A 23099-nucleotide genomic window follows, 5' to 3' on the forward strand; every position below is an offset into this window, starting at 1 on the left:
TTAAGTAATAATGCCTGCAGAAAAAATCTCTAATAAAAATACTTTGACAAAGAATAAATTAAATGAATTCTTTGATACAATTGGTGGATTAACGGCTTTCTCTATCCTGTTTTTTAAAAATCTTTTTATTCCTCCGTTTGATGTTGCAGAAATTAAAAAGCATATGGATGAACTTGGAGTTAAAACACTTCCGATAGTTAGTATAACTGGTTTTATAATTGGTCTCGTTCTTACAATGCAAAGCCAGCCAGTTATGATTCGTTTTGGAGCTGAAGCTTTTTTACCTGGAATGGTAGCTCTATCTGTTGTTAGAGAATTGGGACCTGTTCTTACCGCACTTATTTTTGCTGGCAGAGTCAGCTCTGGTATTGGTGCCGAACTTGGTTCTATGCGCGTAACTGAACAAATTGATGCTATGGAAGTTTCTGCTATCAATCCATTTAAGTTTTTGGTTGTTACGCGTGTAATTGCTTGCACAATGATTCTTCCAATATTAACAGTTTATGTTATTTTCATTGCAGTTATTGGAGGCTATCTTGCACTCATAATTACTCAAAGTGTAAACTTCAATTATTATATTGATTCGGTTTTAAAAGCAATTCAGTTCGGAGATGTTATTCCCGGAATTGCCAAGACTTTTGTCTTTGGGTACATTGTTGGAATTGTTGGAGCTTACAAAGGCTTTACCGCCAGCAGTGGAACGGAAGGTGTTGGACGTGCTTCAACAACTTCTGTTGTAGTTTCATCTCTTTTAATTCTTTTATTCGATACTATTTTAGTAAAAATTTCTTTGTGGTTATGGCCGACTTAATTGTAAAAATAAATAATCTATCCAAAGGATTTGATAGTAATAAAGTTCTTGATGACATTTCACTAAATGTTGATGTAGGAGAAAACTTAGTTGTTTTTGGTAGAAGCGGAACAGGTAAAAGTGTTTTATTAAAGTGTATGATTGGATTGATGATTCCGGAAGATGGAGAAATTTTTATTGATGGTAGAAATGTTCTTAAATTAAAAATTAATGAGCTTAATGAAGTTCGGAAACAAATTGGATTTCTCTTTCAAAGTGGGGCTCTTTACGATTCGATGTCAGTCAGGGAAAACTTAGCGTTTCCACTTATTCGTAATTTTAATTTTTCCGCAAAAGAAATTGAGGAAAAAGTAATTAATGCTTTGCATATGGTTTCGCTTGAAGATGCGATTGGCAAGATGCCTTCAGAGCTATCTGGTGGAATGCGAAAAAGAGTTGCGCTTGCCAGATCAATTATTACTGAACCAAAGTTGATGCTTTACGATGAACCGACAACTGGACTTGATCCTTTAACTACAAAAGAAATTAGTGAGTTGATTTTAGAACTTCAAAAAAAATTAAATATGACTTCAATTGCTGTTACTCACGATTTGATTTGTGCAAACATTATTGCAGATAGAGCAATCTTTTTAATAGAAGGTAAAATAAAATACCAGGGCACAATACAGGAACTAACAAGCTCTGAGGATATTTTCCTTAGAAATTTTTTCAGTAAAGAAACAATTATATCTTGACAGGAGATTTTAATGTTTAAACATTTAACAGGTGCCAGATTAGGATTATTTGTTTTTCTGGGCACCATACTTTTAGTGATTGCCATTTTTTTAGTTGGAAATAAGGAATCACTTTTTACACCAACTTTTACTGCAAAAGCGATGTTCAATAACATTGAAGGCTTGCGTGTTGGCGCGGCTGTTAGAATGAGCGGTATTGATGTTGGAAGTGTAAGCGATATTGAAATTGCAAAGGATACCACAGGAAAAGTAATAGTTTCTATGCGGATTCAATCTGAAGTTAGAAATTTTATTCGTATCGATTCCAAAGCATCAATTGAAACAGAAGGTTTAGTTGGGAATAAAATTGTCGTTTTAACTGTCGGAAGCACAAGCGCCAAAGTTGTAGCCGAAGGCGGTTTTATTACTTCAAAATCACCATTAAGCATTGCTCAAATTATTGAAGAAAGCCAGGGAACCTTGAATTATATAAAGGAGATAAGCAAAGATTTTTCTGAAATAGTTAATAAGATTAATCGTGGTGATGGAACAATCGGAAAACTTATTAATGATGATCAATTGTATAATTCAACCAACCAGCTTACTGTTTCTGCCGATAAAAGTTTAAGTTCTATAACCTCACGAATGAACCAAATTGGTGATGCTATTGTTGGAGTAACTGCTGATTTTCAAAATATTGTTACTGGAATTGATAGCATTGTTAAAAAAATTGATGGTATTGTTGCCACAGTTAAGGAGGGGAAAGGTGTTTTAGGTTCTTTAGTTTCAGAAAAAAGTAGTTACAATGATTCTGTTACTGTAATTGTGCGTAATTTATTATCAATGACTGATGGAATAAAAACTGGCGCAACTAAGTTTGCAGAAAATATGGAAGCTTTAAAACACAACTGGTTGTTCAAAAGCTATTTTGAAGAGCGCGGTTATTGGGATATTGGCGAATATGAAAAAAGTGTGGATAGTAAAATTCAAGAGTTGAAAGATAGAACAAGAACTTTAGATGAAAGGATAAAACAGTTGCAGGAGATTGAAAGACGAACAGGTGGAAGTAAGTAGATTTAAATCAATAGTGCTCAGTAATTGCATTTCACTTTTACTTTAATCAGGCATTCCAATTTTTAATATCAAAAACTACGTTTAAAAGAGTTGATAGTTTTGTATGGCAAAAAAAGAAATTTATTCCAGAGATAAAATAATTGTTAAAGGTGCACGCCAGCATAATCTTAAAAACATCGATATAGAAATTCCAAGAAATAAATTAGTTGTTTTTACAGGTGTAAGCGGAAGTGGAAAATCATCTTTGGTGTTTGATACAATTTATGCTGAAGGACAACGCCGATATGTTGAAAGCCTTTCATCTTATGCACGCCAGTTTCTGGAAAGAATAAACAAACCTGATGTTGATTTCATTTATGGCATTTGTCCTGCAGTTGCCATCGAACAAAAAACTGGTACCAGAAATACCCGTTCAACTGTTGGAACAACAACCGAGGTTTATGATTACCTCAGGCTTCTTTTTGCAAGAATAGGAAAAACATATTGTATCAACTGCGGAAATGTTGTAAAGAAGGATACAGTTGGTACTGTATCCGATTGGCTTGAAACACAATCAGAGGAGGAAAGATTTTATCTTGGGTTCCCAATTCACCCACACGCCGGAAGAACTGTAAAGGAAGAATTCGAACTGTTAAAAAAACGGGGATTTTTCAGAGTCTTTATTAAAAACGCGATAATAGACTTGAATGAAGATTATAAACTTCCCAAGAAGAAAGAAAATATTTTTGTTGTAGTTGATCGCTTTAAAATAAAAAAAGGACAAGTAAGGGAAACACTTTCCGAATCAATTGAAACCAGTTTTAAAGAAGGCGAAGGTAGAAATTGTGTTATAAATGCCGGAACAAATGAAGTAAAACATTTTAATAAATTTTATGAGTGTTGTGGTATTCGCTATGAAGAACCTGAACCAAGGTTCTTTTCATTTAACAATCCATTTGGAGCTTGTCCGGTTTGCCAGGGCTTTGGCAGAACAGTTGGAATTGATATGGACCTTGTTGTACCGGAACCAAACTTAACAATATTGGATGGTGCAATTGCACCCTGGCGCTCTGTAAAATTCAGTAAGCACTTAAGAGATTTGGTAAGAACAGCAAAAGAAAATAATATCCCAATCAACATCCCTTTCAAAAATTTAACTGAAGAACAAATTAATTTAATTAAAAAAGGTTATAAGGGATTTCATGGGATTGAAGGATTTTTTGAAGAATTAGAACGACATACATATAAAATGCACATTCGGGTTTTACTTAGCCGGTACCGTGGTTGTACTTTGTGTAGTGCCTGCAAGGGTTCCCGCTTACGAAGAGAAACTTACCAGGTAAAGATTGAAGGTAAAGCTATACAGGATTTGATTTCACTTTCAATTGAAAATGTTTTGAACTTTTTCAAATCCATTAAATTATCAGAATACGATTTGGCAGTTGGTGATAGGTTATTAAAAGAAATAATCAAGCGATTAACTTTTTTAAATGATGTAGGATTAGGATACCTTACAATTGATAGAATGAGCAGCACTCTTTCCGGCGGAGAAACGCAAAGAATAAATCTTGCTACTGCATTAGGTTCTTCGCTAATTGGAACTCTATATGTCTTGGATGAACCGAGCATTGGATTACATCCGAGAGATAATTCAAGATTGATCAACATACTAAAATCATTAAGAGATATTGGCAACACAGTTTTAGTTGTAGAGCACGATCCTGAGATGATGAAAGAAGCTGATGTACTTGTTGATATGGGACCGCGCGCTGGAATCAATGGTGGAGAAATAGTTGCAATTGGAAGTTATGACGAAGTATTAAGAAATGAAAATTCACTAACTGCAAAATATCTTTCAGGAAAATTATCTATTCCAATTCCAGAGCATAGAAAAGTTGAAGAAACAAAAGTTATTACTATTAAAGGCGCTCGGGAAAATAATCTAAAAAATATTGATGTTGAAATTCCGTTGAATAAATTTGTTGTTATTACCGGTGTAAGTGGATCTGGTAAAAGTACATTAATACACGATTGCTTATATGGCGGAGTTGTAAAAACCAAAGGAGGCAACCCGGCAAAGATTGGCAGGTTTGATGATATCAGCGGAGTTAAATATATAAATGCAATTGAAATTGTCGATCAATCTCCGATAGGTAAATCTCCGCGGTCAAATCCTATCAGTTATGTTAAGGCGTTTGAGCACATCCGGGAGTTGTTTGCCTCGACTCACCAGGCAAAGGCTAAAGGATATAAACCCGGCTATTTTTCTTTTAATGTCCCCGGTGGCAGATGCGAAACTTGCCAAGGTGAAGGTTACGTGAAAGTTGAAATGCAGTTTTTGGCTGATATATATTTGGAATGTGAGGATTGCAAAGGAACACGATTTAAAAAAGAAATTAGAGAAATTACATTTAAAGGAAAGAACCTTGTTGATGTACTGGAAATGTCAGTTGATGTTGCTCTTGAGTTTTTTAGTGGCACAAAAAAAATTGAAAGTTATCTTCAGGTTCTTTCTGATGTAGGATTGGGCTACATTAAACTTGGTCAGCCATCCAATACACTTTCCGGTGGTGAGGCACAGCGTGTTAAATTGGCGGCTCATCTTGTTACTCAACGGCAATCAGATAATACACTTTTTATTTTTGATGAACCAACAACCGGACTTCACTTTGATGATATCAGAAAATTGTTGAATTGTTTTTTTATGCTTTTAAAAAATAATAATTCAGTTGTAATCATTGAGCATAATATGGAAATTATTAAATGTGCTGATTTTATAATTGATCTTGGTCCCGATGCTGGTGAAAGGGGCGGAAATATTGTTGCAACAGGAACACCGGAAGAAATTGCAAAAGTGCAACAATCATTTACCGGACAATTTCTAAAGAAAATGCTGAATTAATAATTAATTTAGTTTCTCTTGATTATTCATATTCAAAAGAAAATTATTTCTATAAAAATGAATTTGAGATCATATAAAAAAGTTTTATCTTATTAAAAGACCACGACTCCGATTTGTAGGACAAAACCTTACATTACTTTCAGTCAAACGCCTATACCTCACAAATTTACTTAATACTATGTTTCATTCAGTTATTTGAAGTTCTTATAAATACTGATTGATCCCATAATAAAAATTTTCAGTGAAAAAATTAAAAGTATCACATTCAATAAAAGAATTTAACATTAGAGGGAAGAAACAAAATCTGAAAGGCAAGAATAATTAATGGGCACATTAACTTGCCTCAACAGTAACTAAGGGGAGTAATTTAGAATCAGAAATTACTCCTCATCAAGTTTTTAATTTTTTAATAATAAATATAAGAGGGCAGCTATGAGCGACAATGAAAAAAACAAACTATCAATGTACCAGACAGTCATCTCCTATCTAAATGAAAACAGAGATATAATTTCCACAAATCGTTCGTTTTACTATGCAATTTCCAAGCTGCGTAAAGCGATGGATGAAATAAAAGTAAGAGATAAAGAATTATCTTCTGATGCATTGGAAAAAACCATCACAACATATAATGCAAAGGATGAGTTGCTTTTTTCTCTTGTTCCTATTACAACTGCATTATTTACCTTTGCCAGAGAATCAGGGAATATTGAATTGAAAGAAAAAACGCGCATATCTCACAGTCATTTGATAAGACTTAGAGATAGTGAACTTGCAAATAAAGCTTTTGCAATTCTTCAATATGCAATGAGTAATCTTTCCAAGTTAAATAAATATGGAGTTCTAAAAAGTACATTGCAAGAACTTAATTTGAAGATTGAAAGTTTTAGGGATGCTCTTGATAGTAAAATTATCACATTTGTTTCCAGCACTGCGGCTTTGTCTTTAAACGCTTCTTTTCAAGAGGCAGAAAATATTCTAAATAATCAGTTAGATAAATTAGTAGAGCCACTTAACCTGGAATATGAAGAGTTTTATGATGATTATCTTTCAATCAGAGCGATGGAATCTTTTGAAGAAACTGAAGAAGATGACCTGATTTTGGAAGGGCAAGACTAAGAAATATTTTAGTAATATTCCAAATTTAAAAAGGTGCAGGATGACTACACCTTTTTATTTTTAAATCCTATAAACTTTTAAAACATCAGTGTCCATAAGATATAATCAAGAATTAAAATTAATGCAGAAGAAAGAACAAAGGATCGGATTGTAGAATTTCCTACTCCTTCTGCCCCACCTTCAGTTTTAAATCCAATATGACACCCCAGTAGTGAAGTAACTCCGCCAAAAAAAACAGCTTTAACCAAACCGAAAACAAAATCCCCAAATAGAAAGAATCTTTTTACAGAAAGGAAATATACTGTGAAAGAAATTCCCAAAAACAGGTTTGAAATTACAAATGCACCAATGATAGAAATAATATTTGCAAAAATAACAAGTATAGGCATCATTACAATAGAGGCAAAAAATCGGGGCATAGCCAGGTAACGTACTGGGCTTATTGCCATTGTTTCAAGAGCATCAATTTGTTCTGTAACTTTCATAGATCCAAGCTCTGCTGCAATTGAGGCTCCGACCCTACCCGCAATTACTATAGCAGTTAGGACAGGACCAAGTTCAGTAATAATAGCTCGGCTTGTTGCAGTACCCATAAAAGATAATGGAGCAAGACCTTTTAATTGATAAGCGGCTTGCCATGCAGAAACTGCCCCAGTAAAAGTTGCAATAATTAAAACTAAAGGAAGGGAATTAACTCCGATGTGTTCCATCTGGAAAAGAACAAGATTCCTGCTTCGAATGATTGATGGAAAGTATCGAACAATTGATATTAACAGATTTGCAACCTGCCCAAGTTCTTCCAGGAAGTCTAATGTTTTTTTACCAGTTGCAGTTAAAAATCTTTTTAACAAATCAGTTTCTACTAATTTTTGTTTGTTAATTTACCTAAAATCAATCTTAAAGAAAAATGATATGAGTTAAATAAAAAGTTTTTAAAACTTAGTTTTTGATTATGGTAGTAATGTTATCTTCCACAATTTCATTTTTAAATTTGATTTTTTTTCCTTAACATGATATTGAAAATTTTGAGCAATTTAATAAGATCTTTTAACAACTTGTGGTGTTTGTATGCAAAAAATAAACTATCAGATAAGTAACCATACTGATACTCTCCAACTTCCAGAAAAATTGGAATTTGGTAAAATATTTACGGACCATCTTTTTGAGATGAATTATGTTGATGGAAAAGGTTGGACTGAGCCGACAATTAAGAAATATGAAAATCTATCTCTTGATCCTGCCACAATGGTTTTTCATTACGGACAAGCTATTTTTGAAGGATTGAAAGCATTTAAAACCTTATCCGGAAAAATTGCATTGTTCCGCCCTGATAAACATTTAGAACGATTGAACAATTCTGCAAGACGTTTATGTATTCCGGAAGTAGATAAAACTTTTGTATTGGAAGCCCTGAAAGAATTAATCCGAATTGATAAAGATTGGGTTCCCGATGGCAATGGAAATTCACTTTATATCCGTCCTTTTATTTTTGGATCAGATCCACAGCTTGGTGTCAAATCATCTAAAAGTTATAAATTATTAATAATTCTATCACCAGTTGGAGCTTATTATTCAGAAGGATTTAAGCCGGTAAAAATACTTGCGCAGGATGATTATGTGCGTGCTGTAAGAAAAGGTTTGGGTGATTGTAAGACATCTGCAAATTATGCTGCAAGTCTTTTAGCTGGACAGGAAGCAGCAAAAAAAGGATTCGCACAGGTGCTTTGGCTTGATGGAGTGGAATTAAAATATATCGATGAAGTTGGAGCAATGAATATTTTTATTGCATTAAAAAATGAAATTGTAACTCCTGCTTTAACCGGAAGTATTCTACCAGGAATTACAAGGTTAACCGTAATCCAACTATTAAAGGAATGGGGAGAAAACATTACAGAAAGACTGATAAGTCTTGAAGAATTGATTTCTGAATATGATAAAGGTAATGTGAAGTGCGTTTTTGGAACCGGAACTGCAGCAGTTATTTCTTCTGTAGAATCTCTGACGTTCAAAGAAAGGGTTTTGAAATTTAATAATGGAGAACCGAACGAACTTGAACTAAAATTGTTTGAGAAAATATCGTCAATTCAATACGGAATGAAACCTGACACCTATAACTGGTTAAGTTATATTTAGTGAAAAGCGAAATAGATGTTAATGTTGTGTTCAAATAAATTTTTTCGATTAGTTTTTTTATTTTTAATCCTATTTCCATCAAACAGAATTTTTTCTGAGAATGGCAAAAAGCCAAAAAATATAATCATAATGATTGGTGATGGAATGGGGCTAAATTATATCACTGCTTCCATTCTAAACGATGATAAAAATCCTTTCAAGGAATTTAATTCAATTGGACTTTCCATAACCTGTTCTGCCGATAATTTAATTACAGATTCTGCTGCCGGTGCTACAGCCTTAGCTTCGGGATATAAAACTAACAATAAATATATCGGTGTAGATTCTGCAAAAATTCCACTCCTAAATATTTTTGAATTTGCAAAGAAACATAAATTATCTACGGGAGTTGTGGTTACAAGTTCTATTACTAACGCAACACCTGCCTGCTTTGTTGCACATATTGATAACCGTGCACGGGAATTTGAGATTGCAAAGCAATATGTTGAAAGTGGAATTGATATTGCCATCGGTGGAGGATTAAAATTTTTTCTTACTCAGTCCAAAGGAGGGGGAAGAAGTGATGGATTGGATTTGGTTGATTCACTAAAGACAAAAGGATATTTATTTTACAAAGACTCGGATGAATTGAAAACCTACAATGGCACAAAAAAGTTATTTGCTTTATTGGATGACGATGGATTAAAACCAGTTGGTCAAAGAAATATTTCATTAAGCGAATTAACTACATCATCACTTAAACATCTTGAACAAAATAAAAATGGATTTGTATTGATGATTGAAGGTTCTCAAATTGATTGGGCGGCTCATGCTAATAATCAAAAGCAGATTATGCTTGAACTTACTGAGTTTGAAAGAACAATTGAATCAGTTTTAACTTTTGCAAAAAAAGATGGCAATACTCTTGTTGTAATAACTTCGGATCATGAAACTGGTGGTGCTTCAATTGTCTCTGGTAAAAATGATGGTTCAGATATAAAATTTGGCTTTCTTACATTTGGTCATACAGCAAATTGTGTTGGAATTTTTGCTTATGGACCTGGAGAAGAAAACTTTCGAGGTATTATGAACATTAATCAGATTGGAAAAAATTTCTTTAAACTAATTAATCCTACTAGAAATTCTAAACCAATTGTCTCTCGTACTACAACAAAATAAACTTCTATTAAATCTCTCCTTTCCCTAAAATAAAAAAAATTAAAAAAAAATGCTCAGGGTATTGACAAGTGCACATTTGTTTACTATTATTGTAGTGAACAATTGAGCACTATAATGAAAAATGAATTAACAGAAAGACAAGAAGAAGTTTTGAACTTTATTAAAGAGCATCTTAATGAAAAAGGTTATCCACCTACTTTAAGAGAAATTGGAAAGCGATTTAATATTGTTTCAACATTTGGAGTTAAAAGGCATTTAGATGCCTTAGGTAAAAAAGGTAAAATTAATGTCGACTCTAATATTAGTAGATCAATTACAATTGTAAATTTGAATCAACTAAAGGCAAAAGAAGAAAAGGAATTACAAAGAAGTCCAAATGAAATTCCGATAGTTGGTAGGGTTGCTGCTGGCTTGCCTATTTTAGCAGTTGAAAATATTGATGGTTACTTAACAATTGATCAAAGGATAGTTAAAAATTCTAAAAATTGTTTTGCCTTAAAAGTTAAAGGTGATAGTATGATCAACGCCGGACTTTTTGAAGATGATATTGTTGTTGTGTCACCTCAAAAATATGCTTCTAATGGAGAAATCATCATCGCATTACTTGGAGATGATGCAACAGTAAAAAGGTTTGAAGTAAGAGGTTATGAAACTTTTCTGGTACCGGAAAACGTTAAGTATACAGCTATACAAGTAAATGATAGAGAAGACTTTTCTATAATTGGGAAGGTTGTTGGTGTTATCAGGTGGTATAATTAAAAAGGAGTTAATATGAAATCTGAAATATTTTATAGCGCTATAAATAATAGAAGGAAAATAAGATTCCTTTACGGGATGGAAGAAATTACGCTGGAACCTTACTTCATTTCGCATGATAAAACAGGTCAAAAGGTAATTTATGGACGACCGGATTTTTCAAGTTATGTTAAAAAATTTGAATACAAAAGAATTGCTAATATTAAAGTGCTTAGCAATTTAAGATTTTCTCCAATAATTCCTATTATTTCTCTTGTTAACTAAGGAGTGATGAAATGACAACTACATCGGTTCGTGAAAATATTGATGAATTGATTAAACATTTTTGGATGAATGGATATATGACTGTTAGGAGAAAGTTTGGTACATATTTACCAGAACCAACACCCATTGGCAAATATGATGTTGATGCTGTGGGCAGATTTAAAAAAAGATTTGCCCTGGGAGTGGTATTAACTGATGAAGAGCTAAATGACAGTAAAATAAATGCAAAACTTGAGTTCCTTGCAACAAGACAAACCAAATATTCCAACAAGCGTGTTATTTTGTTTGTTGGAATTCATCCTGAAAATTTTTCCAGAGCAAGGATAGCAGTAGAAAGTTTAAGCCTTGATGCTTCTAGAAATATTAAACTTGTTATCCTAAATGAAAAATTACCTTCCACCACTAATACAGCTAAAGAGGACCATATTCCCAATAATTTTTCATAAACCCAAAATTAGTTTTCAAAAATATTTTTCCTACTTACTTTATTTCATAATATCAACTTATCTTTAAATGCAGAAACAAAATAGGTTTTGAATTGTCAAACAATCTGCGTTTATTCATCTAAATTGAGCTGTTCAAATTAAATAGTCTTGGTAAAATTGAAGATAATTTATAATGAATTCTATTACCTTGACATTTTAGGGTGGTTCAAGTATTTTTTGAACTCAAATTGATTCTAAAGAGAGACAATTGGGTAAGCCATACAAGGACTCTAAAATTAAAACAGATTCATTAAAAAGCTCTGGAAATATCCCCAACCACATTGCTATTATTATGGATGGTAACGGTAGATGGGCTAAAAGAAGAGGATTACCACGAGTAGCCGGTCATCAAAAAGGTGTAGAAACTGTTAGACAAATTGTGGAAGCTTGCGTGGAAGTTGGTGTAAAGTATTTAACTCTATACACATTTTCCACGGAAAACTGGAAAAGACCTAAAGATGAAGTTTCTACACTAATGAGATTAATAGTTAAGAGTTTGCATAAGGAAACTAAGGAACTTCATTCGAACAATATTAGACTTACGACTATAGGCGATTTTGAATCTTTGCCAACAATTGTGCAGAAAGAACTAAACGATGCAATTAAAATGACTTCAAAAAATACTAAGATGGTTCTGAATCTTGCTTTAAGTTACAGTGGCAGGTGGGAATTAGTTGAAGCATTTAAGCGTGTTGCACATCTTACTTACGTTGATGAATTAAAAATTGATGATATAAATGAAAAAATAATTTCACAAAACTTAACCACCGCAGAAATGCCTGACCCGGATTTAGTTATACGGAGTGGCGGTGAGTTTAGAATAAGTAATTTTCTACTTTGGCAGATTGCTTACTCAGAAGTTTATATTACAGATGTTCTTTGGCCTGAATTTAATCGTAATCATTTATTTGATGCGATTAAAGATTTTAAGAAAAGAGAACGTAGGTTTGGTTTAGTCAGCGAACAAATATCCATGAAGAATTAAGGTAAAAACTGATGCTTAAAACTCTCCGCGCAATATCTCTAGGACTTATTTTATTAATTATTATAAGTTCATCATCCTATTCACAAACTGCAAGAACACAGTATCAAATTCTTGGTATATCAGTTCAGGGCAGCAAGTCTGCTGATGCAACAACTATTATAGCAAATACAGGTCTTAAAGTAGGGGATGAGATTGAAATTCCTGGTGATCAAACAATGAACGCAATACGCCAGTTATGGGCATTAAATATTTTTTCTGATGTTCAAATTTTAATAGACAAAAAAATTGATCGCGGTGTTTTTCTTTTAATAAAAGTTACAGAATACCAGAGAATAGAAAAATATGTTATTGAAGGAAACGATGATAAAAGCACAAAGGATATTGAAGCGAAAATCAATCTGGTTCGTGGACAAATTCTTAAAACACAAGAACTTTATAATATCAAAACAAAAATTAAAGGATTGTACGAGGAAGATGGTTTACTTAATGCTGTAATTGAACCAATTAAGTATTCTTTTTTTTCGGCAGATACTATTGATGAAGAAATTGAAGTTACCTGGCAAAATACATTGGACCTTTCCGATGAATATAAAACCACGTATAACATTAAGGAAAATTCTAATAATTTTATTTCTAAAATTAAAGATAGAATTTTGGTAAAATTCAAAATAAATGAAGGTGATAAAGTTGTTGTTAGAATAATTGAGTTTAATGGAAACAAGGCATTTGATGATGATGATTTGAAAAGCGAGTTTGAAGAGACCAAAGAAGCAAAATGGTGGAAATTTTGGAGCAGTGCAAAATTAAATAAGAAAAAATTTGAAGACGATAAAAAACTTCTTACAACGTTCTTTCGTAAAAAAGGTTTTCGCGATTTTGAAATCCTTTCCGATTCTTTAATTTATTTTAACGATAAAAAAGACGTTAAAATTGTTCTTAACATTTATGAAGGAGCACAGTACAAAATCAGAAATATTATCTGGGAAGGAAATACTGTTTATAAAGAAGACGTTTTAAATTCCAGACTCGATTTTAGGAAAGGCGACATTTACGATTACGACAAATTTCAAAAGAATCTGCGTGGACCAAACGAAAAACAAAACGATGTTGCTGCTCTATATGTAGATAATGGTTATTTGGGTTCGCGATTCAATTCTTCAGAAAAGAAAGTTGCAGATGATTCTCTCGATATTATTATCCAGGTAGTTGAAAACAATCAATTCAAAGTTGGCAGAGTCGAAATTCAAGGAAACGACAAAACTAAGGATAAGGTTATACGCCGCGAACTTTATACAGTGCCAAATGATTATTTTAGCCGAAGTGCTATTTTCACAAGTTTGCAGCAGCTGGCTAATACTCAATATTTTAATGTGGAGAAACTATATCAGGAAGGAGTTGATTATTTTCCTGTAAATGATAGTACTGTTAATGTAACTTACAAAGTAGAAGAAAAATCGAGCGACTATTTAAATGCATCAGTTGGCTACAGCGGTAGTTTTGGATTTAGTGGTGCTGTAGGTGTAACATTAAATAATTTTTCAATCGGTGAACCGTTCCAGTTAGGTGGAGGACAAATTTTAAACTTCAACTGGCAGTTTGGTGTTGGGAATTATTATAGAACTTTTACCGTCGGCTTTACTGAGCCATGGTTTATGGATACCCCAACATTGCTCGGTTTCGAAGTATTTGATACCCGTCAGCAATACATTTATGATCTTAGTCAGTATGGTGGTACAGTCCGTGTTGGAAGAAGATTAACCTGGCCAGATATGTATTCAAACATTCAAGGATTCTTCAAATATCAAAACTACGATGTTAAAGAAGGTGGCATTTACTATCCCGAAGGTAAACGGCAACAATATACACTTGGAACAACTTTAAGCAGAAGAAATATCGATAATCCGATTTTTCCTTCTCAAGGTTCTTCTGTATCTTTAGATGCCGAAATTTCCGGCGGTCCGTTCTTACCAGGTGATGTTAATTATTATAAACTTCAGTTCAAAGCTGAGTGGTATAAAAGACTTTTTAATACAAACAGAATTGCTTTGTATTCTGTAGCAGAATTAGGTTATTTGCACGAACTTGATTTTAAATCACAATCGCTTATAAATCCATTCGAAAGATTTTGGATGGGTGGAAATGGTTTGGTAATTGCTACTGTACCGCTAAGAGGTTATGAGGATAGAACAATCGGTCCTGTAACAACTGAAAATAAAAACCTTGGCGGTAATGTAATGACACGTTACACCGTTGAAGTTCGGGCGGCGCTTGCTTTGGAGCCAATTCCAATTTACATTTTGGCTTTTGCTGAAGCTGGTAATGTTTTTAGGGAAATTAACACTGATGCTAACTTCTTTGATCTTAAACGTTCTGCTGGTATTGGTGCAAGATTGCTTATTAACCCAATTGGATTAATAGGATTCGATTTTGGTTACGGATTCGACAGGAAAAGTGTTGATGGGAAAGACCCTGCGTGGCTTTTCCATTTTCAATTTGGGAAGGGATTTTAGTTAAATAATAGTTTTATCGAATAATGTTGTTTGACATTATTCAAATTATCCTTATATGAATAGCAGTTTTTTTAATAAAATAATTTCGAGGTAAACGTGAAAAAATTTCTTTTAATTGCAGCTCTTGTTATTCTTGCAATATCAATGACTAATGCTCAAACTCAATTACAACAAAAAATAGGTTTTGTGGATTCACAAGTTATGTTGAATACTTTACCAGAAGCAATAAAAGCTCAGGGTGATTTAGATAAAATAGCAAAAGGATGGTACGCCAAAGCAGATAGTATGACAGCTAATTTACAAACTGATTATGCAACCTATCAGAAACAACAGGGAACAATGAGTCCTGAAAAATTAAAGGATGCTCAGCAAGTTATTGTAAATAAAGAGCAGGAATTAAATCAGTACAAACAAGCAAAGTTTGCGCAAGGTGGAGAATTATATAAAAAGCAGGAAGAACTTTTTGCTCCCGTTAAAGAAAAAATTATGAAAGGGATTCAGGAAGTTGCTAAAGAAGAAGCGATGAATTTTATTTTCGATAAAAGCGGCGATATTCTTTTACTTTACGCAGATGTTCAGTTCGATATTACTTATAAAGTTTTAGATAAATTGAAACGTGGAAAATAGTTTTATTTAAAATGTGAGAACTGTTTAATTTATTGATTTTGAATCTAATAAAAATTAAACTTTCATTTGAAATTTAATCCTGCTTAACAGATTTTTCCCCCAACAAAATTGTTGGGGCTGTTTATTTTTTGATATTGTATAAACTAATTTGGTAATGGATGATTTAATATCTACTTTTTTTTATAAAACATCCTAAGGTGCAAGAATGAAAAAATATTTTTTTATCATCGCTCTAATAATTTACGGTATTTCCGGCTCGCTTAACGCGCAATTAAAAATTGGTTATGTTGATTCCGACACTATAATGGATAAACTACCAGATGCTCAAGACGCTCAGCAGAAACTTGATGTAATTATCAAGGATTGGCAAACCGAGCTTAATAAACTTGAAAAGAACTGGAAAGATAAATATGATGATTATGAAAAACGTAAATTGATAATGAGCGACCAAACCCGCGCCGAAGTTGAAGGCGAATTGGTTAAGTTAGAAGAAAAAATGAATGATTACCGTCAAAAAAAATTTGGTGCAAACGGTGAATTATTTCAGAAACAGGATGAGGTTATGAAACCGATTCAGAACCGGGTTTTCGATGCGATTAAAAAAGTTGCAATTGATGAGGACCTGGATTTTGTTTTCGATAGAAGCGGGGATGTTCTATTTTTGTATGCCAAGGAGAAATATGACATTACAAATATTGTTCTTGAAAAATTAAAATAATGCTAAATGAAGCTAAGTCTAAAAGAAATTGCGGAACTAATTGACGGCAAAATTTTTGGCGATGAAAATATTTTAATTGAAAATATTTCTAAGATTGAGGAAGCCAAGCAAGGTGATTTAACATTCTTATATCTTCCGGCTTACGAAAAATATTTTCTGGATACTAAAGCTACTGCCATTCTTATCAAACCGGATTTTATTAAATCCAGAACTGATATTACATACATCGAAGTTCAAAATCCCAATACCGCTTTTTTTAAGATAATTGAAAAATATTTTAAACCGGAGTTTAATCTTATTGGATTGGATTCAACATCGTTTATAGATAGCACTGCAACAATTGGACAAAATGTTTCACTCGGAAAAAATGTTGTCGTTTCAGCGGGATGCTCAATTGGTAATAATGTTAAAATTTATCACAATACAGTTTTGCTAAACGATGTTGAAATTGATGATGACGTATTAATATTTCCGAATGTAACCATAAGAGAAAAATGTAAAATTGGAAAACGAGTAATTATTCATTCTGGTACCGTTATCGGTTCTGATGGTTTTGGATACAATCCGGATGCAAACGGAGTCTATCATAAAATTCCCCAGATAGGAAATGTTATAATTGAAGATGATGTAGAAATTGGATCTAATGTTTCGGTGGACCGTGCTTCTTTTGGTTCAACGGTAATTAAGAAGGGTGTAAAAATAGATAATCTGGTACAGGTAGCGCACAACGTGGTGATAGGTGAAAACACTGTGGTTGTTGCTCAAAGTGGAATTTCCGGCAGCACGAAGATTGGGAAAAATTGTATTCTTGCCGGACAAACCGGAATAGTGGGCCATATCGAATTGGCAGACAGAGTAATAATCGGTGCTCAGTCCGGGGTTTCCAAATCAATTAGTAAATCCGGACAATATCGTGGTTCACCTGTTCAGGATTATAGAACTGCATTAAAATCGGAAGCCCTTGTTAGAAACTTACCAGCATTTATTGATAGAATAAAAGAGCTTGAAAAAGAAGTTCAAGCATTGAAAGAAAAAGCAAAATAATGATGAAAGGAAATTTTAATAATGCTTGAACTACAAAGAACAATTGTTAATCCCGTTTCAATCTCTGGAGTGGGTTTACATACTGGTACATCTTGTACTATGACCTTCAAACCAGCAGCGGAAAATTATGGGATAAGATTTGTTAGAACTGATTTGGGTGGTAATCCGGAAATTCCAGCTATTGCAGATAATGTTGTTGATATTTCGCGCGGGACTACTCTGGCAATTGGAGAAGCAAAAGTTTACACAGTTGAACATGTGCTTGCTGCCGTAGCAGGTTTGCAAATTGATAACATCATAATTGAATTGGACGGAATAGAACCACCGGTTGGTGATGGAAGTGCGTTGCCTTATGTTAATATTTTGCTTGAAGCCGGATTCCGGCAGCAGGAAGCTCCTAAAGATTATTTGGTTATTGATGAAACAGTGCAATACCACAGCGACGAAGGACAGGTTGATATAGTTGCATTGCCGCTTGATGGATTTAGAGTAACGGCTATGGTCGATTATCAAAATCCTTCTTTAGGTAGCCAGCATTCAGGTTTATTCGATTTGGAAAAGGAGTTTGTTACCGAGTTTGCACCTGCAAGAACTTTTAGCTTTTTAAGCGAAATTGAAATGCTCGCTGACCGTGGCTTGATAAAAGGTGGTAACCTTGATAACGCTGTTGTCATCATTGATAAAACCGTTGATGAAGACGAAGCTAATATGTTAAAACAAAAGCTTGGACTTGATTTTGAAATTTATATTGGAACAACCGGATATTTAAATAATAAAACTTTACGATTCAGGAATGAGCCCGTTCGCCACAAATTGCTTGATATGCTCGGCGATCTTGCATTAATTGGAGCACCAATTAAAGCCCAAATATTAGCTGCACGCCCCGGTCATCGTTCTAATGTTGAATTCGCAAAACAAATCCGTAAACTTTACCAGCAGAAAAAATTTGTAAAGAAATATCAGTTCATAAAAACTGAAGGCGTGGTTTTCGATACCGAAGCAGTTATGAGAATTTTACCTCATCGCTATCCCTTCCTTATGGTTGATAAAATAATTCACCTTGAACTTGATAAAAAAATAATTGGTGTAAAATCAGTATCCATTAATGAACCATTTTTTCAAGGGCATTTCCCCGGGCATCCAGTATTTCCTGGTGTATTAATAATTGAAGCAATGGCACAAACAGGTGGCATTTTGTTAGTTAATGCTTTCCCTAATAAGATCGCTTACTTTATGCAAATAAATAATGCCAAGTTTAGAAAACCGGTTCTTCCGGGTGATCAAATGATAATTAAAGCAGAATTGACTGGTAAGAAAAGTAAAGTTGCATCGTTTGCCGGTAAAGTTTATGTTGGAGATGTTTTAGTTGCCGAAGCCGATTTTATGGCAGCAGTTGTTGATAGAGATATAAACCAAAATTCTAAGTAAAAAAATATTATGAACGAAATTCATCCTACCGCGATCATAAATGAAAATGCAAAACTTGGTGATAATATTGTTGTAGGTCCCTATACTTTGATAAATGATAACGTTACTATTGATGATGGCTGCCATATTGGTCCACACGTTGTAATTTATGAAGGGGCAAGAATTGGCAAACAAGTTAATATTTACCAGGGTGCTTCCATTTCCCATGTTCCTCAGCATATGAAGTATAATAATGAGCCTACACTATGTTATGTTGGTGATAATACAAACATTCACGAGTTTGCTACTATCCACCGAGGAACAGTGGATACGGGAAAAACTGTAGTTGGTAAAAATGTTTTAATGATGGCTTACTCTCATGTTGCACATGATTGCAGAATTGGCGATAACTGTATAATTGCCAACGCTGCACAGCTTGGCGGTTTTACTGAACTTGATGAGTGGGTAATAATTGGAGGTTCAGTTCCAGTACACCAATTTTGTAAAATTGGAAAACACGTTATGATTGGTACCGGTACTGGCGTAGGCAAAGATGTTCCACCATTCATTCTTGCTGCTGATGAACCTTTGAAGTACGCTGGATTGAATGTAGTTGGATTACGTAGACGTGGATTTACGACCGAACAATTAGATTCTCTTAAAAAAGTTTATCATATTCTTTATGATTCGCAGTTAAATGTTACTCAGGCAAAAGAAAAAATTACAAATGATTTTCCCAATGATCCTCTTGCAAAAGAAGTTCTGGATTTCATCAACAGAAGTCATAGAGGATTGTTAGGTAAGTAAAACTGCGAATATAAATTTATGGTAAATATACATCCGACCGCAATCGTAAGTAAAAAAGCAAGGCTGGGGGAAAATGTAACTGTTTCTCCTTTCGCAATTATCCATGATGATGTTGAAATTGGTGATGATACATTCATTGGTCCAAGAAGTGTCATCTATGATTATGCTCGGATTGGTAGCCGTGTAAAAATTTATCATTCTGCCTCTATCGCACATATACCACAGGATTTGAAATTCAAAGGTGAAGTTACATATTGTTTTATTGGTGATGATTCAACGCTACATGAATATAATACAATTCATCGTGGTACTGCAGCCACTAATAAAACGGTTATTGGAAAAAAAGTTTATCTAATGTCTTATACGCATATCGCTCACGATTGCATTCTCGAAGATAATGTAACCATTGCCAATTGCACACATTTAGGAGGACACGTACAAATTCACCATAACGCGGTGATAGGCGGGTTGGTTAAGATTCATCAGTTCTGCAGGATCGGGAAATTTTGTATGGTGCAGGGTTTAAGAAAAGTTTCTAAAGATGTTCCACCGTTTATCTTAGCTGGCGGTGCTGAATTAAGTTATGGTGGACTAAATAAAATTGGTTTGCGCAGAAATGGTTTTACAATTGAAAATGTTTTTAAGATAAAAGAGATTTACAACTACTTGTTTAATTCTCATTTAAATGTTACACAAGCAAAGGAAAAAATTCAAGCTGAATTTGGGGACGAAACTTTTACAAAAGATATTCTCGAATTCTTAAATTCAAGTGAAAGGGGAATAATAGGAAATTGAATTGGCAATTTATAAACTCTGGAGAAAATACCGGAGATTACAATATGGCATTCGATATAAACCTTGCCAAAACTTGTTCACAAGATCAAGCATATTTTCGCTTGTATCAGTGGAAACCATTCTGCATTTCTCTTGGTGCTAATCAAAAGTTTGAAGATATTAATTTAGAGAAAGTTTCATCCGATGGAATTGATGTTGTAAAACGTCCTACCGGTGGAAGAGCTATTTTACACGCCGAAGAAATTACGTATTCAGTTGTATATCCGCTTAATGGTGGACTAACCCCAACTGATATTTATAAAAAAATTAGCCTTGCGCTGGTCAGTGGTTTAGTTTCATATGATGCTAAATTAAATGAAGTAGAGCTTGAAAATATTCAACCGGATTTTGCTGAACTTCTGAAAGATCCTAAAGGCGTTGCTTGCTTTGCCAGCTCTGCAAAAAGTGAAGTTAAATGGAAAAGCAAAAAACTTATTGGAAGTGCTCAGCGGAAGATGGACAAAGTAGTTCTTCAGCATGGATCAATTCTTTGTGGAGATTTTCATTTAAAAATAATTGATTATTTGAATCTTCCTGAAACTGAAGTTCATATTATCAAAGAACATCTTTCTGAAAAAACAATCGATCTAAATTCAATCTTAAAATACTCTGTTGGTTACGAAAAATTATCTTTAGCTTTAGTTGAAGGTTTTGAAAAAGAATGGGAAATTAAACTAATAGAAAAAGTTGATATTTAAGGTGGACTATGAGTACACATACTGATTTTAGAAAAATTACAACCAAAACATTATACCTATCAAAGCAGAAGGGAATTAAGATTACCGCATTAACTGCGTACGATTTTATTACTGCAAATCTTTTAAATCAAGCTGGTATAGATTTGATTTTGGTTGGCGATTCTCTCAGCAATGTATTCCAGGGAAATGAAACAACATTACCAGTTACAATGGATGAAATGATCTATCACACTAAAGCTGTTTGTAAAGGAGTTGATAGAGCGATGGTTGTGGTAGACATGCCATTTATGTCTTATCAAACAAACATAGATGAAGCATTTAGAAATGCTGGCAGAATAATGAAAGAGACCCCGGCAGGTGGAGTTAAATTAGAAGGCGGCGAGCGAGTTGCGCTAACTATAAAAAAAATTACTGACGCCGGCATACCCGTAATGGGACATATCGGTTTAACCCCGCAAAGTATTCATCAATTTGGCAGCTATAAAGCACGTGGAACTGACACACAGGAAGCAGAAATTCTTTTAAAGGATGCTAAAATTTTGGAAGAAGCCGGAGCGTTTTCAATTGTGCTGGAAAAAATTCCCGCTGATCTGGCAAAAAGAATAACGGAACATATTTCCATCCCAACGATTGGAATTGGAGCCGGAATATATTGTGATGGACAGATTCTTGTTACACCAGATATGCTTGGTCTAAATGTTGATTTCCATCCACGTTTTGTTAGACACTATGCAGAGCTTGCAAACAACATTGTTGAAGCAGTAAAAAACTATGTAAAAGATATAAAAGAAAAACAATTCCCATCAGAAAAAGAAAGCTACTGATTAATTTAAGATTGCTGATTGCAGATTTCAGAAAGATAAAAAATTTTTTAATCGGCATTTAGCATTCCACAATTCGAAATACATATGAATAAATTATTAATAATATTGACGATTATTTTTATTACAACAACTTCAGTTTGTTCGCAGGATAAAACTGCAATTGAATCTTTTCTGAATGGCGCTTCAATCTCTGGTATAGTTGGAAACGATTCCGAAACTTGGGTGGCGACTTATGGTAAGGGAATTTATTGTTACCTTAAAAAAGAAAATAAATGGATAAATTATTCTACATCCAGTGGAAATTTACAGCAAGATTTTTTTTATTGCATAACCATTAGTAAAGATTTTGTCTGGGCTGGTTCAAGCGATGGGTTGTTTACATTTAATAAAAAGAGAAATAACTGGCAGAAAAGAAAGTTTGGACTTGGCGGCGAATTAGGAAACTGGATACGTGCCATTGCATATGATAACTTTCAGGATGTTTTATGGATTGGGCGTTTTAAATATCTAACAAAACTTGATATTGGAAAACAAAAATTCAGCGATTATGATTTAACAATTAACAACGATGTAAAAACTAACAACATTAAAAGTATTAAACTGGATGGCGATTCTTTAGTATGGTTTGGAACTGAAGCTGGAATTCATAAATACGATAAGAAAAAAGATATTGAAGATAAAACTTCGTTAGAATTTTTATCCAGCAAGAATGGCAATTTTAATAGCGAAGGAGATGGTGTTTCTATTGCAGATATCCTTTTTGAAAAAAATAATATTTGGTTTGCTCTGGATGAATTTGTAACCGATCAAAGACCAAATTTTAATATTGGAGGAATTTACCAGTATAACAGAAAAGCTATTTGGGAAAGAATAGATCAAACTTATGGACTTAAAGGCAATGGTATATTTTGTATGGAGCGTACTGGGAATTTAATATGGGCAAGTTTATACCAGTTTGATAAAACAAATAAAGAGCAGGTTGGGCAAGGAATTGCGCTTATTGATAGAATTACAAAAAGAGTTAGAATGATAAGCAAGGATGAATTGGAATTACGCACAGATAAAATTATTTGTATGTATTATGATAATGAAAGTATGTGGATAGGTACAGAAGCGGGTTTATTAAAAATAAAAATAATGAATGAACTTGCGAGATGGAAAAAATAGAAAGTTTTTATTCAGCTTATATTATTTATGGAATATTATAGTTTAATCTTATCCTCAATTTTTAGCTATTAGAATTAACAGAGGCAA

The 23099-nt window shown here is 33.6% G+C and carries 22 protein-coding genes; 21 read left to right on the forward strand and 1 reads right to left on the reverse strand.

The window, feature by feature from the left end; genetic code table 11:
* Positions 1 to 10: 10 nt before the first annotated feature.
* The 5 genes from NTX22_01580 (at position 11) to NTX22_01600 (ending at position 6595) form a co-directional block, all read left to right on the forward strand.
* Positions 11 to 811 (forward strand): ABC transporter permease, encoded by an 801-nt coding sequence (locus NTX22_01580; GenBank protein ID MCX6149195.1) that lies wholly within the window; start codon positions 11 to 13, stop codon positions 809 to 811.
* Entirely contained in the window at positions 799 to 1545 is a 747-nt protein-coding gene (locus tag NTX22_01585) for an ATP-binding cassette domain-containing protein (GenBank protein MCX6149196.1), read from the forward strand. The genes NTX22_01580 and NTX22_01585 overlap by 13 nt, the downstream gene beginning before the upstream one ends.
* Before the next feature lie 12 nt (positions 1546 to 1557).
* Complete coding sequence (locus NTX22_01590) at positions 1558 to 2598, forward strand: MlaD family protein (protein ID MCX6149197.1); 1041 nt, start codon at positions 1558 to 1560, stop codon at positions 2596 to 2598.
* 103 nt (positions 2599 to 2701) lie between these two features.
* Positions 2702 to 5479, forward strand: a complete 2778-nt coding sequence (gene uvrA, locus NTX22_01595; GenBank protein ID MCX6149198.1) for an excinuclease ABC subunit UvrA — start codon at positions 2702 to 2704, stop codon at positions 5477 to 5479.
* A gap of 432 nt (positions 5480 to 5911) precedes the next feature.
* Entirely contained in the window at positions 5912 to 6595 is a 684-nt protein-coding gene (locus NTX22_01600; GenBank protein ID MCX6149199.1) for a hypothetical protein, read from the forward strand.
* Positions 6596 to 6672: 77 nt separating this feature from the next.
* On the opposite strand, the gene NTX22_01605 is transcribed toward NTX22_01600, so the two are convergent.
* Complete coding sequence (locus NTX22_01605; protein ID MCX6149200.1) at positions 6673 to 7446, reverse strand: ABC transporter permease; 774 nt, start codon at positions 7444 to 7446, stop codon at positions 6673 to 6675.
* Between the two features lie 217 nt (positions 7447 to 7663).
* Between NTX22_01605 and NTX22_01610 the strand changes: the two genes are divergently transcribed.
* The 16 genes from NTX22_01610 to NTX22_01685 all read left to right on the forward strand — a co-directional run bounded on the left by NTX22_01610 (position 7664) and on the right by NTX22_01685 (position 23012).
* The gene (locus tag NTX22_01610; protein MCX6149201.1) at positions 7664 to 8728 is read left to right on the forward strand and encodes a branched-chain amino acid aminotransferase; all 1065 of its coding nucleotides are present in this window, start codon (positions 7664 to 7666) and stop codon (positions 8726 to 8728) included.
* Between the two features lie 21 nt (positions 8729 to 8749).
* Positions 8750 to 9886, forward strand: a complete 1137-nt coding sequence (locus NTX22_01615) for an alkaline phosphatase (protein MCX6149202.1) — start codon at positions 8750 to 8752, stop codon at positions 9884 to 9886.
* A gap of 114 nt (positions 9887 to 10000) precedes the next feature.
* On the forward strand, positions 10001 to 10645 hold the full coding sequence (gene lexA / locus NTX22_01620) for a transcriptional repressor LexA (protein MCX6149203.1): 645 nt from the start codon (positions 10001 to 10003) through the stop codon (positions 10643 to 10645).
* Between the two features lie 12 nt (positions 10646 to 10657).
* Complete coding sequence (locus tag NTX22_01625; protein MCX6149204.1) at positions 10658 to 10906, forward strand: hypothetical protein; 249 nt, start codon at positions 10658 to 10660, stop codon at positions 10904 to 10906.
* Between the two features lie 11 nt (positions 10907 to 10917).
* Positions 10918 to 11352, forward strand: coding sequence for a hypothetical protein (locus tag NTX22_01630; GenBank protein MCX6149205.1), 435 nt, complete (start codon positions 10918 to 10920; stop codon positions 11350 to 11352).
* Positions 11353 to 11599: 247 nt separating this feature from the next.
* The gene (locus NTX22_01635) at positions 11600 to 12376 is read left to right on the forward strand and encodes an isoprenyl transferase (protein ID MCX6149206.1); all 777 of its coding nucleotides are present in this window, start codon (positions 11600 to 11602) and stop codon (positions 12374 to 12376) included.
* Positions 12377 to 12387: 11 nt separating this feature from the next.
* A complete protein-coding gene (bamA, locus tag NTX22_01640; protein ID MCX6149207.1) occupies positions 12388 to 14886 on the forward strand; it encodes an outer membrane protein assembly factor BamA in 2499 nt (832 codons plus the stop codon).
* A gap of 96 nt (positions 14887 to 14982) precedes the next feature.
* Positions 14983 to 15513 (forward strand): OmpH family outer membrane protein, encoded by a 531-nt coding sequence (locus NTX22_01645; protein MCX6149208.1) that lies wholly within the window; start codon positions 14983 to 14985, stop codon positions 15511 to 15513.
* A 205-nt stretch (positions 15514 to 15718) separates the two neighbouring features.
* Positions 15719 to 16231 (forward strand): OmpH family outer membrane protein, encoded by a 513-nt coding sequence (locus NTX22_01650; GenBank protein MCX6149209.1) that lies wholly within the window; start codon positions 15719 to 15721, stop codon positions 16229 to 16231.
* Positions 16232 to 16237: 6 nt separating this feature from the next.
* Entirely contained in the window at positions 16238 to 17275 is a 1038-nt protein-coding gene (lpxD, locus tag NTX22_01655) for a UDP-3-O-(3-hydroxymyristoyl)glucosamine N-acyltransferase (GenBank protein ID MCX6149210.1), read from the forward strand.
* A 21-nt stretch (positions 17276 to 17296) separates the two neighbouring features.
* Positions 17297 to 18703, forward strand: a complete 1407-nt coding sequence (locus NTX22_01660) for a bifunctional UDP-3-O-[3-hydroxymyristoyl] N-acetylglucosamine deacetylase/3-hydroxyacyl-ACP dehydratase (protein MCX6149211.1) — start codon at positions 17297 to 17299, stop codon at positions 18701 to 18703.
* A 9-nt stretch (positions 18704 to 18712) separates the two neighbouring features.
* On the forward strand, positions 18713 to 19489 hold the full coding sequence (gene lpxA / locus NTX22_01665; GenBank protein MCX6149212.1) for an acyl-ACP--UDP-N-acetylglucosamine O-acyltransferase: 777 nt from the start codon (positions 18713 to 18715) through the stop codon (positions 19487 to 19489).
* Positions 19490 to 19507: 18 nt separating this feature from the next.
* On the forward strand, positions 19508 to 20284 hold the full coding sequence (gene lpxA, locus NTX22_01670) for an acyl-ACP--UDP-N-acetylglucosamine O-acyltransferase (GenBank protein MCX6149213.1): 777 nt from the start codon (positions 19508 to 19510) through the stop codon (positions 20282 to 20284).
* Between the two features lie 44 nt (positions 20285 to 20328).
* Positions 20329 to 21021: a hypothetical protein gene (locus NTX22_01675; protein MCX6149214.1), complete on the forward strand. Its 693-nt coding sequence runs from the start codon at positions 20329 to 20331 to the stop codon at positions 21019 to 21021.
* 8 nt (positions 21022 to 21029) lie between these two features.
* Complete coding sequence (panB, locus tag NTX22_01680; GenBank protein ID MCX6149215.1) at positions 21030 to 21845, forward strand: 3-methyl-2-oxobutanoate hydroxymethyltransferase; 816 nt, start codon at positions 21030 to 21032, stop codon at positions 21843 to 21845.
* An 84-nt stretch (positions 21846 to 21929) separates the two neighbouring features.
* The gene (locus NTX22_01685) at positions 21930 to 23012 is read left to right on the forward strand and encodes a hypothetical protein (GenBank protein MCX6149216.1); all 1083 of its coding nucleotides are present in this window, start codon (positions 21930 to 21932) and stop codon (positions 23010 to 23012) included.
* The last annotated feature ends 87 nt before the right edge of the window (positions 23013 to 23099 follow it).

This window comes from Ignavibacteriales bacterium, from assembly GCA_026390815.1.
In the GTDB taxonomy this organism is placed as follows: domain Bacteria; phylum Bacteroidota; class Ignavibacteria; order Ignavibacteriales; family SURF-24; genus JAPLFH01.

Bases quoted from the DNA above. Each gene is read 5' to 3' on its own strand.
- NTX22_01660 (MCX6149211.1), top strand. From the start codon at position 17,297: ATGCTTGAACTACAAAGAACAATTGTTAATCCCGTTTCAATCTCTGGA.
- lpxA (MCX6149213.1), top strand. From the start codon at position 19,508: ATGGTAAATATACATCCGACCGCAATCGTAAGTAAAAAAGCAAGGCTG.
- NTX22_01585 (MCX6149196.1), top strand. From the start codon at position 799: ATGGCCGACTTAATTGTAAAAATAAATAATCTATCCAAAGGATTTGAT.
- NTX22_01650 (MCX6149209.1), top strand. From the start codon at position 15,719: ATGAAAAAATATTTTTTTATCATCGCTCTAATAATTTACGGTATTTCC.
- NTX22_01625 (MCX6149204.1), top strand. From the start codon at position 10,658: ATGAAATCTGAAATATTTTATAGCGCTATAAATAATAGAAGGAAAATA.
- NTX22_01610 (MCX6149201.1), top strand. From the start codon at position 7,664: ATGCAAAAAATAAACTATCAGATAAGTAACCATACTGATACTCTCCAA.
- uvrA (MCX6149198.1), top strand. From the start codon at position 2,702: ATGGCAAAAAAAGAAATTTATTCCAGAGATAAAATAATTGTTAAAGGT.
- NTX22_01600 (MCX6149199.1), top strand. From the start codon at position 5,912: ATGAGCGACAATGAAAAAAACAAACTATCAATGTACCAGACAGTCATC.
- NTX22_01630 (MCX6149205.1), top strand. From the start codon at position 10,918: ATGACAACTACATCGGTTCGTGAAAATATTGATGAATTGATTAAACAT.
- NTX22_01615 (MCX6149202.1), top strand. From the start codon at position 8,750: ATGTTGTGTTCAAATAAATTTTTTCGATTAGTTTTTTTATTTTTAATC.
- lpxA (MCX6149212.1), top strand. From the start codon at position 18,713: ATGAACGAAATTCATCCTACCGCGATCATAAATGAAAATGCAAAACTT.
- lpxD (MCX6149210.1), top strand. From the start codon at position 16,238: ATGAAGCTAAGTCTAAAAGAAATTGCGGAACTAATTGACGGCAAAATT.
- NTX22_01590 (MCX6149197.1), top strand. From the start codon at position 1,558: ATGTTTAAACATTTAACAGGTGCCAGATTAGGATTATTTGTTTTTCTG.
- panB (MCX6149215.1), top strand. From the start codon at position 21,030: ATGAGTACACATACTGATTTTAGAAAAATTACAACCAAAACATTATAC.
- NTX22_01685 (MCX6149216.1), top strand. From the start codon at position 21,930: ATGAATAAATTATTAATAATATTGACGATTATTTTTATTACAACAACT.
- NTX22_01675 (MCX6149214.1), top strand. From the start codon at position 20,329: ATGGCATTCGATATAAACCTTGCCAAAACTTGTTCACAAGATCAAGCA.
- bamA (MCX6149207.1), top strand. From the start codon at position 12,388: ATGCTTAAAACTCTCCGCGCAATATCTCTAGGACTTATTTTATTAATT.
- lexA (MCX6149203.1), top strand. From the start codon at position 10,001: ATGAAAAATGAATTAACAGAAAGACAAGAAGAAGTTTTGAACTTTATT.
- NTX22_01580 (MCX6149195.1), top strand. From the start codon at position 11: ATGCCTGCAGAAAAAATCTCTAATAAAAATACTTTGACAAAGAATAAA.